Source organism: Streptomyces sp. HUAS 15-9 (assembly GCF_025642155.1).
Taxonomy (GTDB): domain Bacteria; phylum Actinomycetota; class Actinomycetes; order Streptomycetales; family Streptomycetaceae; genus Streptomyces.
Genome location: NZ_CP106798.1, coordinates 802,355 through 819,617, shown reverse-complemented (window position 1 = coordinate 819,617; position 17,263 = coordinate 802,355). Strand labels below are relative to the sequence as shown.

The window sequence follows — 17,263 nt, the reverse complement described above, 5'->3', positions numbered from 1 at the left end:
CGCTTGATGCCCCGAGGCAATGGGATCATCCTGGGGCATATGGAGCATGTCGCGGCCGCGGCGATCATCGATGCCCTCGGCATCGTGCAGGGGTGGAGCGAGGGCGCGCGGCTGTTGACCGGCCACCCGGCGGAGGAGGTCGTGGGGCGGCCGGCGGCCGCCCTGCTCGACGGGGAGGTGCCGGCGGAGACCGTCGCCGCGCGCACCGGAGTCGTCGCCCTGCGCCATCGGGACGGCCACCGCGTCGCGCTCACGCTGACCACATGCCCCGTGCTCGGACCGGACGGCATGCCCACGGGACACGTGGTCATCGCCGGCCAGCCCGGAGGAACCGAGCCCACCCTGGCCGGACAGGTCTTCCAGCAGGCGTCCATGTCGATGTCCGTCTTCGACACCAGCCAGCGCTATCTGCGGCTCAACGACGCGGCCTGCCAGCTGATGGGAGTACGGGAGGAGACGCTGGTCGGCCGGGCCTACCTGGAGAACCTGCAGGACACCGAGCACAGCCAGGGCTTCCTGAGCCATCTGCGCCAGGTCGTGGAGACGGGCAGACCGGTGCGCTACGAGAGCTTCACCGGCGCGCCCACCCTGCACCGGGACCACGCCTGGAGCATCGAGATGTGGCCCCTGAGGGACTCCGCCGGTGAGCTGACCGCGGTGGCACTGGCCGCGTTCGACAGCACCGACCAGTACTGGGCCCGGCGGCGGCTGGCCCTGCTCAACGACGCGGCGACCGCCGTCGGCACCACCCTGGACGTGGTGCGCACCGCCGAGGAAGTCGTGGAACTCCTGGTGCCCAGGTACGCCGACTTCGCCAGCGTGGACCTGCTCGACTGGGTCCTCGGAGCGGACGAACTGCCGATGATCGCGGGCGAGGACGTCCTCCTGCGGCGCGTCGCCCATGGCTCCACCACCGAGGGAAACCCGGGCGCGGCGGTGCACCTCGGCGATGTGAACGTCTACCAGCCGTCCTCGCCGCCGGCGCGGGCGCTGCGCGAGGGCCGGGCCGTGCTCGGCCAGGCCGGCGAGCCGGAGTTCGTCCAGTGGCTGGAGGAACGCAACGCGCTCGAGCCCACCGGTCGCGCCTACCGGCTGGGCGTCCACTCCATGATCGCGGTGCCGCTGCGGGCCCGTGGCACCACCCTCGGGGTCGCGGTGTGCGTCCGCAGGGAACACCCGGACGACTATGTCGCCGACGACGCCGTGTTCGCCGAGGAACTGGCCAGCCGCGCCGCCGTCTGCATCGACAACGCGCGCCGCTTCGCCATGGAGCGGACCACCGCGCTGGCCCTGCAGCACAGCCTGCTGCCGCAGGGACTGCCCGGCCAGGCGGCGGTCGACGTCACCCACCGCTATCTGCCGTGCGGGTCGCTGGCCGGCATCGGCGGCGACTGGTTCGATGTGATCCCGCTGTCCGGCAGCCGGGTCGCCCTGGTCGTGGGTGACGTGGTGGGGCACGGCATCCAGTCGTCGGCGACCATGGGGCGGCTGCGGACGGCCGTGCGGACCCTCGCGGACGTGGACCTGCCCCCGGACGAACTCCTCACCCACCTGGACGACCTGGTCACGCACCTCGCGGCCGGGGACGGCGGTGCGGAGGTCGCCGAGCTGGGCGCCACCTGTCTGTACGCCGTCTACGACCCCGTCTCGCGCCGGCTCAGCCTGGCCGCCGCCGGCCACCCGGCCCCGGCCCTCGTACTGCCGGGCGGCACCGCCGAACTCGTCGACATGACGGCCGGACCACCGCTCGGCGTGGGCGGCCTGCCGTTCGAGGCCACGGAACTGGAACTGCCCGAGGGAGCGGTCGTCGCCCTCTACACGGACGGCCTCGTCGAGGACCGCGACCGTGACCTCGACCGGGCGATGCACGAGATGCTGCGCGCCCTGACCGCGCCCGCCGACTCGCTGGAGGCCCTCGGGGACAACGTGCTGAAGGCCGTCCTGCCCGAGCAGCCCGGCGACGACGTGGCCCTGCTCCTCGCCCGCACCCGGGCCCTCGGCGCGGACCGGGTGGCCACCTGGGACGTGCCGCACGATCCCGCGCACGTGGCCACCACCCGCCAGGAGGCCATCGAGCAACTGGCCGTCTGGGGGCTGGACGAGGCCGCCTTTATCACCGAACTCGTCGTCAGCGAACTGGTCACCAACGCCATCCGCTACGGCGTACCGCCCATCCAGCTGCGGCTGATCCGCGACCGGGCGCTCATCTGCGAGGTCTCCGACGGCAGTTCCACCTCGCCGCATCTGCGCCGGGCGCACGCCTTCGACGAAGGAGGCCGCGGTCTGCTGCTCGTCGCCCAGCTCACCCAGCGCTGGGGCAGCCGGCAGACGGGCAGCGGCAAGACGATCTGGGCCGAACAGCCGCTGCCCGAGACGTGATCACTCGAAGGAGCAGCCGGGGTTCGGGGCGTCCTCGGAGAACGGCGCGCCGTGCGGCAGGACGTACAGCACATCGAGCACGACCGGGGTGTCACCGAGGTTGCGGCCGATGTGCACGTTCCCCGGCCCGGCCGGCTCCCGGATGGCACTGCCCGCCGGATACAGGCCGTCCTGGGCGCAGGTCGAGTCGAAGTGGCTGAGGGTGCCCTGCTTGACCCAGCCGTACAACGGCCCGTCGTGGTAGTGCCATCCGGTGGCCTGCCCGGCCGGGATCGTGATCTCCCGCAGGATGTAGTCGGTGTTGCCGACGGTGGCCTGGCTGATCAGCCGGGCGGTGACCCCCGGTCCGGCCGGGGTGGCCTGTGCGGTACCACAGGTGAACAGGGTTCCGGCGGCCACGACCGCGGTGAGGGCGGTACGGAGCGCGTTGCGCATGACGAGCAGCCTCCTGAGACGACGGGCAACGATCGAGCACCGCCGTGAACATAAAGGCCCGGTAGGGAAGTTGGGGGCGGAACAAGTCAATCCGTGTGTTCAGGAGCCGAGTTGCCGGTAGGCGACTTCCGGTCGGTATCGCGCCCGTGTGATCGGACCAGCGGGATGGTGATCTCGTCCTCGACCGGCGGGTCGAGCTCCTGCGCGCGATTGCCGGTCGCGGCGAAACAGCGCAGCCGGACCGCCTCCGGGGTGACGTCCAGCCGCAGGAAGCACTTGAAGAACGGCGGGCTGTACGTCGCCGAGCCCGGCGAGAAGAGCCGCGTGTAGATCTTCCGGACGGGAAGCCGGACCCGGGAGGTGCGGTCGGGGCGGCCGCCGGCTCCCAGGAGGCTCGCGACCAGTCGGGTGCGCCGGGTGACGCGCGTGCCCGGGCCCGGGGCACGGCCGGGCCTGATGCCGAGCCGCTCGGCGATGACGGCCGTGGCCTCGGCCTCCGTGAGGGTGAACAAGCGGCGCAGGCGCAGCCGTCGGCCGTACAGTCGGCTGTAGAAGGCGAGGGAGTCGCCGCGCAGCGGGTAGCAGCGGAAGTCGTCCTCGCTGACGTTCGCGATCTGCACGCGCGGGATGGTGTGGGTGGCGTGCATGAAGGCGCCGCCGCCGCCCGAGACCACGTACTGGATGGTGCGGCCGTCCACGTCGACCGGATAGCGCTGGTAGTTGTGGATGTCGCCGCCTATCGCCGCGACGTAGTGGTGAGCCGGGTCGCGGACGATGTCGTCGACGGTGCCGCCGCCCTCGATGGCGCAGGGGTGGTGCTCGCCGTCCACGTACAGCGGGGAGCCGGTGACGAGGATCTTGGGGCGGGGTCCCTGTGAGACCTCGCGGAGCCATGCGCCCTGTTCGGCGTCGATCGTGCCCAGCAGTCCGGTGTCGATGCCTATGATCCGCACCGGACCGGCGTCGATGGCCCAGTACGGACCCGGCTGGACGGCCTGTTGGACTGGGGCCGCGCGCAACTTCCTTGCCTCGGCGAGGCGTTGTTCGTCCGTCGGGCGGGGCCTGTGCCACAGCAGCGCACGCCACCAGGCGCGGGTGAGCGGGCGGGGCGCGGGCTCGGGGGCCAGCGGCGGGGCGTCGTCGCAGAAGACGCGCATGAACGCGCCGAGGTCCTCGTACCAGTCGTGGTTGCCGGGTATCGCGTAGATCGGTGCCGGGTAGTCCTGGTACGGGCGGAAGAACTTCGTGCCGTAGTCGTCGGTGGCGCCGACCGGATAGATCACGTCGCTCGCGACCACCGCGAACGACGTGCCCTGACTGACCTTCAGGAAGCCTGGTACAACGGCGTACTGGGCGTCGGTGCCCTCTCCGGTGTCACCGATGACCATGAAGGAGAAGCGGTCCGGATCGTCGCGCCGGACCACCTTGTCGGCGGGGGCGCCGGCGGCCGTCCGCTGCGCCGCCCAGCGGCTGCGGGTACGGCCCGTCGGGTCTGAGAACCAGGACGCCACCACCCCGTTGCGGGCGGCCCACAGCGTCTTGGGGCTGAGCCACGACAGCTTCTCGACATGGTCCGGCATCAGCTGCTGGTAGGCGCCCCGTTCGGCGGTGCCCCAGCCGGCGCCTTCTGCGGTATCGCGTGAGGAGTCAGACACGGCGTGAACGGTAGCAACGCCCGGCGCGAGGTCCGCCAACGGCTCGCCTGCGGAAGGCTGTTGACCGTGTCACTGCCGGGGCCCCTGAGTCACCGACGCAGTTCCGTCATGAGGGCCGTCATAGGGAAAACCCTTGAATGTTACCCACAGTACTGACATGGACGAGTCAAAGCTGGGATCCTCCGTGCTGCCCCCCACACCGTTCCTCCCCGGTCTGTTCACGGACCATGCTCCCGCACAACTGAGCTCGTCCCGGACAGCACACCCCGTCTGTCCGGTCTGTCACCGGCCGCGACCCGGCGGCCGCAGCAGGAGGAGTTCGAGTGAGACGCCTTCCCCACAGACGTTCCGCGGTCGGAGTCGCCCTGGTCTCGACCGCGGCCTTCCTCGCCGTCGGCATCCAGTCCGTCCCGGCGAGCGCCGAGCCCGCCACCCCCCACCCCAGCCCGCTGCGCACGGGCGGACTCGAGGCCAAGCTCAGTCCGGCCCAGCACCGGGCACTGGTCAAGAGCGCCCAGCAGAAGACCACCACGACCGCCCGCGCCATCGGTCTGGGCGCCAAGGAGAAGCTGGTCGTCCGGGACGTCGTCAAGGACAACGACGGCACCGTGCACACCCGTTACGAGCGCACTTACGCCGGGCTCCCCGTGCTCGGTGGCGACCTCGTCGTGCACACCCCGCCGGCCTCCCTGGCCGCCGGCACGGTCAGCACCACGTTCAACAACAAGCACGCCATCAAGGTCGCCTCCACCACCGCGGCCGTCAGCAAGGCGGCCGCCGGATCCAAGGCCCTCAAGACGGCCAAGGCACTCGACGCCGAGAAGCCCTCGACGGACAGCGCCCGCAAGGTGATCTGGGCCGGCAACGGCACTCCGAAGCTCGCCTGGGAGACGGTGATCGGCGGCTTCCAGGACGACGGCACGCCCAGCCAGCTGCACGTCATCACCGACGCCACCAGCGGCAAGGAGCTCTACCGCTACCAGGCGGTCAAGACCGGTGTCGGCAACACCCAGTACAGCGGCACGGTCACGCTGACCACGACGCAGTCGGGGTCGACGTACACGCTCAACGACGCCTCGCGCGGCGGCCACAAGACGTACAACCTCAACCACGGCACGTCCGGCACCGGCACGCTGTTCTCCCAGACGAACGACACCTGGGGCAACGGCACGACGTCCAACGCCGCCACCGCGGGCGCCGACGCCGCCTACGGGGCCCAGGAGACCTGGGACTTCTACAAGAACACGTTCGGCCGCTCCGGCATCAAGAACGACGGCGTCGCCGCGTACTCGCGCGCCCACTACGGCAACTCGTACGTCAACGCGTTCTGGGACGACGGCTGCTTCTGCATGACGTACGGCGACGGCTCGGGCAACGCCGACCCGCTGACCTCGCTGGACGTGGCCGGCCACGAGATGAGCCACGGCGTCACCTCCAACACCGCGGGCCTGGAGTACAGCGGTGAGTCCGGCGGCCTGAACGAGGCGACCTCCGATATCTTCGGCACCGGCGTCGAGTTCTACGCCGACAACAGCACCGACGTCGGCGACTACCTCATCGGCGAGAAGATCGACATCAACGGCGACGGCTCTCCGCTGCGGTACATGGACAAGCCCAGCAAGGACGGTGGCTCCGCCGACAGCTGGTACTCCGGTGTCGGCAACCTCGACGTGCACTACTCCTCGGGCCCCGCGAACCACATGTTCTACCTGCTCTCCGAGGGCAGCGGCACCAAGGTCATCAACGGCGTGACCTACAACAGCCCGACCTCGGACGGCGTCGCCGTCACCGGCATCGGCCGGGCCGCGGCCCTGCAGATCTGGTACAAGGCGCTGACGACGTACATGACGTCGAGCACCGACTACGCCGCCGCCCGCACGGCGTCCCTCAACGCGGCCACCGCGCTCTACGGCGCCAACTCCACCCAGTACGCCGGAGTGGCCAACGCGTTCGCCGGCATCAACGTCGGCAGCCATGTCACCCCGCCGGGCAACGGCGTGACGGTCACCAACCCGGGCAGCCAGTCCGCCACCGTCGGCACCGCGGTGAGCCTGCAGATCCAGGCGAGCAGCACCAACAGCGGCGCGCTCACCTACAGTGCCTCCGGTCTGCCGGCCGGTCTGTCGATCAACAGCTCGACCGGCCTGATCTCCGGCACGCCCACCACCGCGGGCAGCTCCAGCACCACGGTCACGGTGACCGACTCCACCGGCGCGAGCGGCACCGCGACCTTCGGCTGGACCGTCAGCTCCACCGGCGGCGGCTGCTCGTCGACCCAGTTGCTCAGCAACCCGGGCTTCGAGTCGGGCAGCACCGGCTGGACCGCGACCAGCGGGGTCATCACCACCGACAGCGGTGAGGCGTCCCACAGCGGTTCCTACAAGGCCTGGCTGGACGGGTACGGCTCCTCGCACACCGACACGCTGTCCCAGTCGGTGACGATCCCCGCGGGCTGCAAGGCGACCCTGACCTTCTACCTGCACATCGACACCGCGGAGACCACCGGCAGCACTCAGTACGACAAGCTGACGGTGACCGCAGGTTCGAAGACCCTGGCGACCTACTCGAACCTCAACAAGGCCTCCGGCTACAGCCAGAAGTCCTTCGACCTGTCCTCGCTGGCGGGCTCGACGGTCACGCTGAAGTTCAACGGAGTCGAGGACTACTCGCTCCAGACCAGCTTCGTCGTGGACGACACCGCCCTGACGACCAGCTGATCGCGCAATGACGCGGTCCCGCACACCGGATGCCCTCCGGGTGCGGGACCGCACCGTGTCAGCCGAGCGGATCCAGCGTCAGATACGCCTGCCGCGGGCCTGAGTCGTGGATCAGTGACTCGTGGTTCCCGACGTCGTCGAAGGCGAAGGCGTACGCCTTGCCGTCGGCCATCTGCGCGTGGATCTTGCGCGCGTAGTGGTTGGTCACCGCGTCCTGGTAGAAGTTCGCCGACGAGGTGTCCGGCTGGTTGGGGTTGACCAGCAGCGTCGACCGGTTGAAACCGGCGCACAGCGTACGGGAGACGGGTCCGCGCACGGCGTCGTTGGGGGCGTCCAGCAGCTTGTGGCAGCCGAAGATGCTGTCGGCGTCCGGCTTCTGGAAACTGGTGACGACCGCCCCCGAGGAGTCGGTGAAGTTCATGACGTTCCCCGACACCCGCCCGTAGTACTTGGTGTTCGGCTGGTCGGTGAACGGCGTGACGGTGAGCGTCGTCGTGGCGTACTTCTGCCAGACCCGGTTGACGTAGTCCGCCATGACGTTCGCCGGAAGGGCCCCGGTCTCCACTCCGTACAGCGGTGAGAGCGCCCGCAGGACGGTCCCGTCGGACCGCGTCTGGATCAGGTTGGCCCAGCCGCCCGGCTGTCCGCGCAGCGCGTCGAAGAACCCGCTGTAGCCACCCGGCTTGAGATGCCCGGTACTGCTCACGCTCCCGTCGGAGCGCTGCACCCCGACCGCGTAGGGCGCGGAGAACATGTCGACCTGGGTGCTGTTGAGCCACAGCCCGGAGTCGTTGAGGGTGTACTCCGACCAGTTGAAGAGGATGTCGCGGTTGGGGTCGCTCGGATTCTGCACGGCCGGCTGCACCAACCCGCCGGTGGTGAGCCGGAAGTCGAGCTTTCGGCCGTAGGAGAAGTAGATCCGCCCGGAGAACTTCGGGATCCGGATCGTCTTCGACTGCCCGGCGGCGGGCCCCGGAATCGAGGCGTCGGGCGCGGGCGTCGGCGGGTTGCCGCCCGCGGGCCAGGCGTGGAACGTGCCGTTCGCGTCCGCCCAGCCCTGCCGTCCCGTCGACAGCTGGGTGCCGAGATCGTAGATGTAGACCGCTTCGCCGCGGCCGGAGTTGTTGGTCACCTTCAGGGGGATCGTGTCCGGCACCGCGGCACCGGCCGGTTCGGGCGTGGCCAGCGCGAGCAGCGCGCCGACCAGGGTTGCCGCGGCCGTACAGAGCAGCGCGGGACGGGTGGGTCTTGCGAGCACGCTCCACCTCCGTGTGGGGTCGGGGTGGCACGGATATTGGTCCGGACCAGTTGAGAGCGCTCTCAGGGTTGCGCCCGTGCGCGTGCATGTCAATGAGTCGGACGGAGTCCGTGGGGTGCCCGTCGTACGGCGGGCACCCCACGGCCGGGTTCAGAAGGTACGGTCCAGCAGGTCGAGCAGCGCCGCCCAGTGCCGCTCGTCGGCCTCGCGGTCGTACGCCGGGGTGTCCGCCATCGTGTACCCGTGCTGGGCACCCGGGTAGACCTCGCAGCGATGCCGTACACCCGCCGCGGTGAGCGCGTTCTCGAGCCGCTCGATCTGCTCCTCGGGCAGGGACGGGTCATGGTCCGCGTGGCCGAAGTACAGCTCCGCGGTGATGTGTTCGGCGACCAGGTGCGGGCTGTCCGGGGTCTCGGTGGCGAGCCGCCCGCCGTGGAATCCGGCCGCCGCCGCGACCCGGTCCGGGTACGTGCCGGCCGTCAGCAGGGACAGCCGGGCGCCCATGCAGTAGCCGGTCACGGCGACCGGGCCGGCTGCGACCATCGGGCTGTCGGCCAGCCGGCGCAGATAGGCGCCCGCGTCCCGCTCGACGCGATCGGGCGTCAGCGACCGCACCAGGGGGCCGACCCGCTCCCAGAGGGTGGGATCGACACCGGGGTCGATGAACTCGGGCAGATCGACGACCGGTGTGCGGCCGTGCCGATAGAGGACGTTCGGCACCAGCACCGTGTAGCCGGCCGCGGCGAGCCGGTCGGCCATCGACCTCAGGTACGGGCGCAGTCCGTAGGCGTCCGGGTAGAACAGGACGGCCGGACGGGGGCGTCCGTCGCCGGGGTGGGCCAGATAGGCGTCGGCGGTGCCGTCCTCGGTCGGGATGTCCACGGCGGTTCCCTGTACGGCGGTCATGGCGCAAGAGCCTCCCTGAGGAATCGTCGTTCGGAGGGGGACCTCCGTGACGCGGCGTGTACGCGATCATGGTTTCACGCAAGATCACCATTCCCACGTCCGGCCCACTGACCCTCGCGGGTCACTCGAAGCGTGATGTGTCGCCCGCTCCCCGCCGGACGATCTCCGCCTCGCCGCTGGAGAAGTCGATGACCGTGGTCGGTTCGGTGCCGCAGTCCCCGGAGTCCACCACCGCGTCCACCGCGTGGTCGAGCCGGTCCTTGATCTCCCACCCCTGCGTCATCGGCTCCTCCTCGTCGGGCAGCAGCAGCGTGCTGGACAGCAGCGGCTCACCGAGCTCGGCCAGCAGGGACTGGGTGACGGTGTGGTCGGGGATGCGCACGCCGACGGTCTTCTTCTTCGGGTGCAGCAGCTTGCGCGGCACTTCCCTGGTCGCCGGGAGGATGAAGGTGTAACTGCCCGGGGTCGATGCCTTGACGGCCCGGAACACGTCGTTGTCCACGCGCACGAACTGGCCGAGCTGCGCGAAGTCGCGGCACATCAGGGTGAAGTGGTGCCGGTCGTCGAGCCGGCGGATCGAACGGATCCGGTCGATGCCGTCACGGCTGCCGAGCTGGCACCCCAGCGCGTAGCAGGAGTCGGTCGGGTATGCGATGAGCGCGCCCGCGCGCACGGCGTCGGCGACCTGGGCGATGCTGCGCGGTTGCGGGTTCTCGGGGTGCACGTCGAAGTACTTCGCCATCCGCCGAGCTTATGCCGTCATCGGGCACCCGCGACGCAGCCGGGGTCCCGTACCCGCGCCCGATCCGCGGCGAGCCGGGCACGGCCGATCGCGTGCTGCCCCGAACTCCCCTGCGTGGCCCGCCGGTTCCGGGGAACCCGAACCGGAAGCCGCCCGGGGACCTTCCCCCGGCCCCCGGGCCACGCGGCTCCGTCGGCGGTCCCTCCCCCGAGACCGCCGGCAAAGCAGCCCCTTCGCCCTCGGCCCACTCGCCCCGGAGCCCCGCGACCCGGGCCGTTCGTCGGGTAACCTCCACCTCCGAATGCCGAGGTCAACGCGATGGACGAGGAGAGGGCAGCCGTGGGTGGCAGAGCGGACGAGGACCCGCGCTCACAGACGCCGTACGACACGGATTCCGCGTGGGCCGGGGAACTGCTCGATCATCTCCGCCCCGCCGGGCGCGACCTGCGCCGGGTCGTCAGCTGGCTCGCACACGCCGTGCGGGGCACGGCCTGCCTCCAGGGCGCCGACGGCGTCCTGCTCGCCGGAGAGCGGATGACGCTCGACGACGCGCTCGTCACCGGCGTCGTCACCGGGCGGATCTCCTCCGCGTCCCTCGAGGACGCGGGCCGGCATGTGCGCCTGGTCGCCGTGCGGCACCCCGGCCCGCGCCCGGCGTCCACGGGCCTGCTGGCCGTGGCACGCGAGGCACCGTTCGACCGGCAGGCCGCCGAGATCGTCACCCGGACCGCGGCGGTCGTCGAACTGCTGCTCAGGGACCGTGAGCTGACCGCCGCGGGCCACCGGCTGCGGCGCGCCGCGGCCGATCTGCGGCTGGCGATCCTGCAGCTGCTGATGGTGCAGGACACCGTCTCCGCCCGCCGGGTCGCCGCGGGCCTGTGGCCGGGACTGCTCGACACCGACACGGCCAGCGTGTACGTCGTCGAGGGGACCGCCGAGGAACGGGACCGCCTCGCCGACGAGTGCCTGGACGTGACCGGCGGTCAGGCACTGGTCGTGCGCTGTCCCGCCATGGACGGGCACGTCATCGTCGTCAGCCCGGTGGCCGCGGCGGGGGAGCGGCTGCGCTCGTTCGTCGGCGGCCGCCCCGGCATCTTCCTCGGCGGCAGCACCCGGCAGAGCCTCGCCCAGACCGCCACCGCCTACGGCCAGGCCATCAGCGCGCTCGCCGTCGCCCACTTCCACCCGGACCAGGCGGCCGTCTACGCCGAACGGACCCATCCGGAGCGGCTGATGGACTTCGCCGCGCTGTGCGCCTGGTCCGCCGATCTGCTGCGCCCCCTCGACACCCTGCCCCACCACACCCGCGCCGAACTGCTGGCCACCACCCGGCTGGGCCTGGAGTTCACCGCGGTGAGCGCGGCCAAGGTGCTCGGCGTGAGCCGCAACACCGTGCGCGCCCGCATGGACCGGGTCGAAGGCCTGCTGGACACCGACTTCTCCGATCTCACCGTCCGCGCCGTCGTCCACCTCGCCCTGAACACCCAGGCCGGCTGCGCGGAGAGCGCCGCGTACGGCGCGGACCCGCGGCCGGTCGCCGTCCCGATCGGCGACCTGCTCGCCGGGACCGTGCTGCGCACCTGGGCCCAAGAGCTCCTCGGGCGGCTCACCCGGGACGGACGGGACCTGCGCGGCACGCTGCGCGCCTGGATCGCGGCGGGCGGCAACGCCGAGCGCGCCGCCCAGGACCTGGGCGTCCACGCCCAGACCGTGCGCGAACACGTCCGCAGCGCCGAACCCGTCCTGGAACGCCAGCTCCTGGCCGCGGGCACCGACCTGTACGAGGTCGTACTGGCCCTGCTGGCAGTCGGTGACCTCGCCGAACCCGCACTCCACGGTACGTAACCGGGTGATTCGGACGCACCTGTGCACGGGTGAGTCCTCCGTACCCCGAAACGGGCACCGCCGCGATACCCAACGGCTCCACCTGCCGTTAAGTTCACATGCCGCGGGGGCACGACCGGAACGGGGGACCGGTCGCGCCCCTCCTCACCTTCAGCCCCGCAGCCGGACCGGAATCTCCCGCCAGCCGAAGGCGATGAAGGACCGCACCTGCCGCAGCTCGTCGTCCGTGGCGGCCAGCCGCAGATCCGGGAACCGGCCGAACAGCGCGGGCAGCGCGGTCAGCGCCTCCACCCGGGCGAGCGGCGCGCCGATGCAGCGGTGCACGCCGATGCCGAAGGAGAGATGGTCGTCGGCCGCCCGCGAGGCGTCGAAGACACCGGCCTCGGGCCCGTAGTGCTCGGGATCCAGTCCGGCGGCGGCGTACGTCGTGATGATCGCGTCCCCGGCCGGAACCGTGACGTCCCCGACCTTCAGGTCGCCGACCGCGAAGCGCAGCGGGAGCGAGGCGATGGAGGGGTGCAACCGCAGCGTCTCGTCGATCACGGCGTCCCAGGAGACGGCACCGGAGCGGACGGCCGCCAGCTGCCCGGGGTCGCGCAGCAGGGCGACGACCGCGTTGCCGATGAGGTTGACCGTGGTCTCGAAACCGGCGCCGATCACCAGCAGCAGCGTGTAGAGCAGCTCCTCGTCGCTGAGCCGGTCGCCGTCCTCGTCCCGGACCCGGATCAGCTCCGTGGTCATGTCGTCGCCCGGCTGCTCGACCTTGTACGCGATCAGCCCGCCCAGCACCGCGCCGATCCGCTCCTGCACCCACGTGGCGTGCTCCGGGCTCGGGTCCGAGGTGTCCATGATCGCCGCGATGAGCTCGGCGGTGTCCTCCCGCATCTCCTCGGGCACACCGAACAGTTCACAGATCAGCCGCATCGGCAGCGGATGAGCGAGCGCCTCGCGTACATCGACCGTCTCGCCGTCGGCGCCCGCGGCCTCCAGGGCTTCCAGCAGCTCCGCGGTGATGGCCTCCACCCGCGGCCGCATCGCCTCGGTGCGCCGCACGGTGAAGCTCGGCGCCACCAGCTTGCGCAGCCGGGTGTGGTCGGGGCCGTACGTGGAGAGCATGTTGACCACGCCGACCCAGCCCAGGATCCAGGCCCAGGAGGGGTTCGCGCCGATCTCGGGAAACAGCCGCCAGTGCAGCCGGGGATCCTTGCTGACCTGGGGATCGAGGATCAGTTCCTTGAGGACGTCGTAGCCGGTGGGGGCCCAGGCGGGGATGCCGCCGGGCAGTTCGACGGGCACGATCGGGCCGAGCGCGCGCAGCCGGGCGCTCTCGGCGGGGATGTCGGCGCCGAACGGGTCGATGGCGATGCGGTCGGTCACGGTCACGGCAACTCTCCTGGCTGGTCGGGGGAGCGGGGGCTGAACCGCACGGGCAGGGATGTCAGCGAGCGGTGGAAGGGGCCGGGCCGCCAGTCGAGGCGGTCCCGGGGCACGACGGGTTCCAGATCGGGCAGCCACTGGGTGAGCTGCTCGATCGCCTCGGTCACGATGAGCAGCGTGTGATGTCTGACCGGGCAGGCGTGCGGGCCCGCGCCCCAGGACAGGTGCGAGGCGTCCGCCGGGTGCCGGCCTCCGGTCGCCCGCTGCTCGGCGAACAGTCCGACGGCTCCGAAGGAGACCACCACGGGCACCGCGGCCCTGACCCACGTCCCGTGGAACGACACGGGTGTGCGGGCGTAGTAGATGCCGTAGTTGGCCAGTGGGGTCTCGTGGTGCAGCACCTCGGTCACCGCATCCATCACCGGGCGGGCGCCGCTGGTGAGCGTGGAGTAGTAGAGCGGGTTGCCGAGGATCCTGGACAGCGCTCGGCGTCGGCTACGAGCCGACCGCGAACGGGCGGCGGGCCGGACTGCGCGGCGCGGGTGCGGCGGGAGCCGCGGCCCGGGTACGGCGCCGCCGCTGCGGAAGAGTGCCCGCGTCCCGCGGCCCCTGGTGACCCGGTGCCGGGGCGGGGTCCTGGTGATCGGTGCCGTACCCGTGGGCGGCGTCGCGGCTCGGCGCGGCGGACGCTCGGTCCCGTACGGCCTCTGCCCGCGCCGGCGCCGCCGAGGCCTCGGGCGCGGTGCTCCTGCGCGTCGAGCGCGGGGCGCTGGCCGCCGGCGGCTGCTCGACCGGGTCGATGTGACTGAGCAGATGGCTCTCCACGCGCAGCACCGCGCGCACACCGCCGTACGGTGAGGGGGAGGAGACATCGACGCCCAGGTCGAACTGGCGGGTCAGCTGCCCGATCGCGGCCAGCCCCATGCGGGGCGGGTCACCGAGGTCGGTGAGCAGGATGGGGTCGGTGCCGGCCACTATCCGCTGGGCGCGGGCCCGTTCGTCGTGCGTCATGCCCAGGCCCGCGTCGTCGACGGTGACGCACACCCCGTGGTGGACGTGTTCCAGGTCGACCACGACGTCGGTCTCCGACGCGGAGTGCCGCAGCGCGTTGTCCAGGAGCTCGGCGACGATGATGGCGACCGGCTCGACCGCGTGCGACACCAGGGCGGTGCCCGGCTCCAGATGGTTGTGGACGCGGACCCGGTGGTAGCCTGCGAGCCGGGCCTGAGCGCCCGTCACCGCGTCCACCAGATGGGACTCCTCACGGGCGAGTCCCACCCAGGCCCCGCACACCACCGCGGCGACCTGCGCCCGGCGCAGCGACTGCTCGTTCTCGTGGTCAAGCGCGAACAGCGTCTGCGTCAACTCGGGCTCGTCGTACCTCTGTTGGAGGCCGCGCAGGGCGTCCTGCAGCCGGTACAGGGCCGCCTGGATCTCCCGGGTGGCACCGCGCAGGCCCGCCTGGGCGGCCGCGTCGATCCGGGTGCGCTGCGCCGTCAGCTCGGCCCGCACCGCGGTGAGCGTGTGCTCGAGCGCGATCCCCGCGGGCGTACCGGCCGTCTGCTGCCCTGCCGGGCCGGGCACGACGACATGGGGGTGCGCCAGTTGCTGGGCGGCGGCCGGGACGCGCCGCGCGGCGAGGTGCTCGACCTCGGCGGTGAACGCCTGCTGGGCGCTGTCCAGACGGGCCCGTATCTCGGTCAACTGGGCGCGGAGCGCGGCTCGTTGACGCCGGGACCGGAGCAGACCGCCGCCGAGCGCGACCGCGGACAGCGTGCCGACGGCGAGACCGCCGGCCACCAGGTCCGGTAATTCCATCATCGAAAGGGTTCCAAGGAAGTCGGGCAGGAAACAGGGCAGGGGGCTGTGCGGGAAGGCGGGCAGGGGGGAGTCCGTGGCGCTCACTGAAGGCGCTCGCAGCACAGTACACACTGTCATCGACCGAACTCGCACGGTTGGGCGAGAACTCTCTTCGAATCAGCCCTGAATCTGTTCGCTTCTGTACGGACTGTCTGAATTGCCATGTTCACACGGCCGGGTGGCGGCGTGCGCGCCGCTTTCGGGTGACCCCGCCGCTTGTCGGCCGCTGCGCGGACGGCCCGTGACGCAGCATCGCATTCGGCCGGGCACCACTGCCCGGTGCGTCGTCCGCCGGGAGTACGCCGTGCACATCCTGCTCGTGGCCAGCGCCTTCAACAGCCTCACCCAGCGCGTCCACGCCGAGCTGCGCGACCGCGGCCACACGGTCGCGGTGGAGCTCGCCCTGCCGGGCCGTTCGCTCGCGCGGGCCGTCGAGCGGCACGCCCCCCAACTGGTCCTGGCCCCGATGCTGAAGACGGCGATCCCCCGCGAGGTGTGGTCCGCCCGGCCCTGCTTCATCGTCCACCCGGGGCCGGTCGGGGACCGGGGCCCGTCCTCGCTCGACTGGGCCGTCCAGGAGGGCGTCCAGCACTGGGGAGTGACGGTTCTTCAGGCGGAGGAGGAGATGGACGCCGGCGCCGTGTGGGCGTCCGTGCGCTGCCCGGTCCCGCCGGTGTCCAAGAGCGACCTGTACCGGGGCGAGATCGCCGACGCCGCGCTGTCGGCCGTGCTGCTCGCCGTGGACCGTTTCGCCGACGGGGGGCACACCCCGCTGCGCCAGGACGCCGGGTACACCCGCCCGTACCTCGACCAGAGCGTGCGCCGGATCGACTGGGCGGCGGACTCCACCGAGACCGTCGTCCGCAAGCTCCGCGCCGCGGACTCGCAGCCCGGCGTGCTCGACGTCCTGCTCGGCGACGAGTGGTATCTGCACGGCGGCCACCCCGAGGCCGGACTCCACGGCGCCCCGGGAGCGCTGCTGGCCACCCGGGCGGGAGCGATCTGCCGGGCCACGAGGGACGGCGCCGTCTGGATCCCGGAGCTGCGGCGCCGACGCGTCGGGGGCCGGCCGCCCACGTTCAAGCAGTCGGCGGTGACGGCCCTCGGTGACCGACTGCCGCCCCTGCCGGAGCTGTCCACGTCACCGGCCCTGGCCGGGAAGAACTGGGCGGACATCCGCTACCGGGAGGAGGGGAACGTCGGTTTCCTGTCGTTCTCGTTCCCCGGCGGTGCCATGAGCACCGCGCGATGCCGGCGCCTGCTCGCCGCGTACCGCGAGGCGTGCGCACGCCCGACGGCCGTGCTGGTACTGGGCGGGCAGCGGGACTTCTTCTCCAACGGCATCCACCTGGGCGTCATCGAGGCCGCCGCCGACCCCGCCGCGGAGTCCTGGGCGAACATCAACGCCATCGACGACCTGGTCGAGGCGGTCCTGACGACCACCGACCGGCTCGTCGTCTGCGCCGTCGGGGGCAACGCCGCGGCCGGCGGCGTGATGCTCGCCCTGGCGGCCGACGAGGTGTGGTGCCGGGCCGGGGCGGTACTGAACCCGCACTACCGGCTGATGGGCCTGTACGGCTCCGAGTACTGGACGTACACGCTGCCCCGCAGGGTCGGCCCCGCCACGGCCGGCCGGCTCATGCGCGAGGCCCTGCCGATGAGCGCCGCGAGCGCCGCGAGCCTGGGTCTCGTCGACCGGGTGATCGACTGCGGGCCCGGGGACTTCGCCGCCGAAGTGGGTGCTCTGGCCGTCCGGCTGGCCGTGCTGCCGGGCACACCGTCCCGCATCGCCGCGAAGAAGGAGTCGCTCGACCGCCAGGAGAGCACCGAACCCCTCGCCGCGTTCCGGGAGCGGGAGCTGGCCCGCATGCGCCGGACCTTCGACGACCCGGGCGCCCCGTACCACGCGCTGCGCCGCGCGTTCGTCCGCAAGGAGCGGCCCGCGGGCACACCGTCGCACCTCGCCGCAGGCCCCGCCCGGGCAGCCGCGGGACCGGACCCGTCCGGGGCCGGCATCACTGCGACGGACGCCGCCGGCGTCACTGGAACGGACGTCGTCCGCGTCTCATCGCCACCGGACCACTGGTAG

Annotated in this window: 11 protein-coding genes and 1 pseudogene; 4 read left to right on the top strand and 8 right to left on the bottom strand. The window is 71.8% G+C overall.

Annotated elements, in window-relative coordinates:
- Window positions 1-39 precede the first annotated feature (39 nt).
- Complete coding sequence (locus N8I87_RS03670) at window positions 40-2,379, top strand: ATP-binding SpoIIE family protein phosphatase (RefSeq protein WP_263205372.1); 2,340 nt, start codon at window positions 40-42, stop codon at window positions 2,377-2,379.
- Here N8I87_RS03670 and N8I87_RS03665 read toward each other — a convergent pair whose 3' ends face one another.
- Window positions 2,380-2,814 (bottom strand): cupin domain-containing protein, encoded by a 435-nt coding sequence (locus tag N8I87_RS03665; RefSeq protein WP_263205370.1) that lies wholly within the window; start codon window positions 2,812-2,814, stop codon window positions 2,380-2,382. It lies immediately after the preceding gene.
- Between the two features lie 86 nt (window positions 2,815-2,900).
- Window positions 2,901-4,469 (bottom strand): metallophosphoesterase family protein, encoded by a 1,569-nt coding sequence (locus tag N8I87_RS03660; RefSeq protein WP_263205369.1) that lies wholly within the window; start codon window positions 4,467-4,469, stop codon window positions 2,901-2,903.
- Between the two features lie 323 nt (window positions 4,470-4,792).
- Here N8I87_RS03660 and N8I87_RS03655 point away from each other — a divergent pair, with 323 nt between their 5' ends.
- Window positions 4,793-7,186 carry a M4 family metallopeptidase gene (locus tag N8I87_RS03655; RefSeq protein WP_263205366.1) on the top strand — a complete coding sequence of 798 codons (2,394 nt, stop codon included), beginning with the start codon at window positions 4,793-4,795 and terminating at the stop codon, window positions 7,184-7,186.
- A gap of 58 nt (window positions 7,187-7,244) precedes the next feature.
- On the opposite strand, the gene N8I87_RS03650 is transcribed toward N8I87_RS03655, so the two are convergent.
- The 3 genes from N8I87_RS03650 to N8I87_RS03640 all read right to left on the bottom strand — a co-directional run bounded on the left by N8I87_RS03650 (window position 7,245) and on the right by N8I87_RS03640 (window position 10,092).
- Window positions 7,245-8,444 carry a glycoside hydrolase family 64 protein gene (locus N8I87_RS03650; RefSeq protein ID WP_263205364.1) on the bottom strand — a complete coding sequence of 400 codons (1,200 nt, stop codon included), beginning with the start codon at window positions 8,442-8,444 and terminating at the stop codon, window positions 7,245-7,247.
- 150 nt (window positions 8,445-8,594) lie between these two features.
- A complete protein-coding gene (locus N8I87_RS03645; RefSeq protein ID WP_263205362.1) occupies window positions 8,595-9,350 on the bottom strand; it encodes a dienelactone hydrolase family protein in 756 nt (251 codons plus the stop codon).
- A gap of 121 nt (window positions 9,351-9,471) precedes the next feature.
- Window positions 9,472-10,092 (bottom strand): L-threonylcarbamoyladenylate synthase, encoded by a 621-nt coding sequence (locus tag N8I87_RS03640; RefSeq protein WP_263205359.1) that lies wholly within the window; start codon window positions 10,090-10,092, stop codon window positions 9,472-9,474.
- A 339-nt stretch (window positions 10,093-10,431) separates the two neighbouring features.
- Between N8I87_RS03640 and N8I87_RS03635 the strand changes: the two genes are divergently transcribed.
- Complete coding sequence (locus tag N8I87_RS03635) at window positions 10,432-11,937, top strand: helix-turn-helix domain-containing protein (RefSeq protein WP_411577192.1); 1,506 nt, start codon at window positions 10,432-10,434, stop codon at window positions 11,935-11,937.
- Between the two features lie 150 nt (window positions 11,938-12,087).
- Here N8I87_RS03635 and N8I87_RS03630 read toward each other — a convergent pair whose 3' ends face one another.
- The 3 genes and pseudogenes from N8I87_RS03630 to N8I87_RS03620 all read right to left on the bottom strand — a co-directional run bounded on the left by N8I87_RS03630 (window position 12,088) and on the right by N8I87_RS03620 (window position 15,135).
- Window positions 12,088-13,320: a cytochrome P450 family protein gene (locus N8I87_RS03630; RefSeq protein ID WP_263205354.1), complete on the bottom strand. Its 1,233-nt coding sequence runs from the start codon at window positions 13,318-13,320 to the stop codon at window positions 12,088-12,090.
- Window positions 13,317-13,802: pseudogene (locus N8I87_RS03625) on the bottom strand (cytochrome P450 family protein); the annotation flags it as partial. The gene N8I87_RS03630 and the pseudogene N8I87_RS03625, both read right to left, overlap by 4 nt.
- 7 nt (window positions 13,803-13,809) lie before the next feature.
- On the bottom strand, window positions 13,810-15,135 hold the full coding sequence (locus N8I87_RS03620) for an ATP-binding protein (RefSeq protein WP_263205352.1): 1,326 nt from the start codon (window positions 15,133-15,135) through the stop codon (window positions 13,810-13,812).
- Window positions 15,136-15,478: 343 nt separating this feature from the next.
- Between N8I87_RS03620 and N8I87_RS03615 the strand changes: the two genes are divergently transcribed.
- Entirely contained in the window at window positions 15,479-17,263 is a 1,785-nt protein-coding gene (locus N8I87_RS03615) for an enoyl-CoA hydratase-related protein (protein ID WP_263216292.1), read from the top strand.

What these genes read in the sequence shown, in the direction of transcription:
- N8I87_RS03665 (WP_263205370.1), bottom strand. Translation starts at nt 2,814, where the DNA reads ATGCGCAACGCGCTCCGTACCGCCCTCACCGCGGTCGTGGCCGCCGGA.
- N8I87_RS03620 (WP_263205352.1), bottom strand. Translation starts at nt 15,135, where the DNA reads ATGATGGAATTACCGGACCTGGTGGCCGGCGGTCTCGCCGTCGGCACG.
- N8I87_RS03640 (WP_263205359.1), bottom strand. Translation starts at nt 10,092, where the DNA reads ATGGCGAAGTACTTCGACGTGCACCCCGAGAACCCGCAACCGCGCAGC.
- N8I87_RS03645 (WP_263205362.1), bottom strand. Translation starts at nt 9,350, where the DNA reads ATGACCGCCGTACAGGGAACCGCCGTGGACATCCCGACCGAGGACGGC.
- N8I87_RS03670 (WP_263205372.1), top strand. Translation starts at nt 40, where the DNA reads ATGGAGCATGTCGCGGCCGCGGCGATCATCGATGCCCTCGGCATCGTG.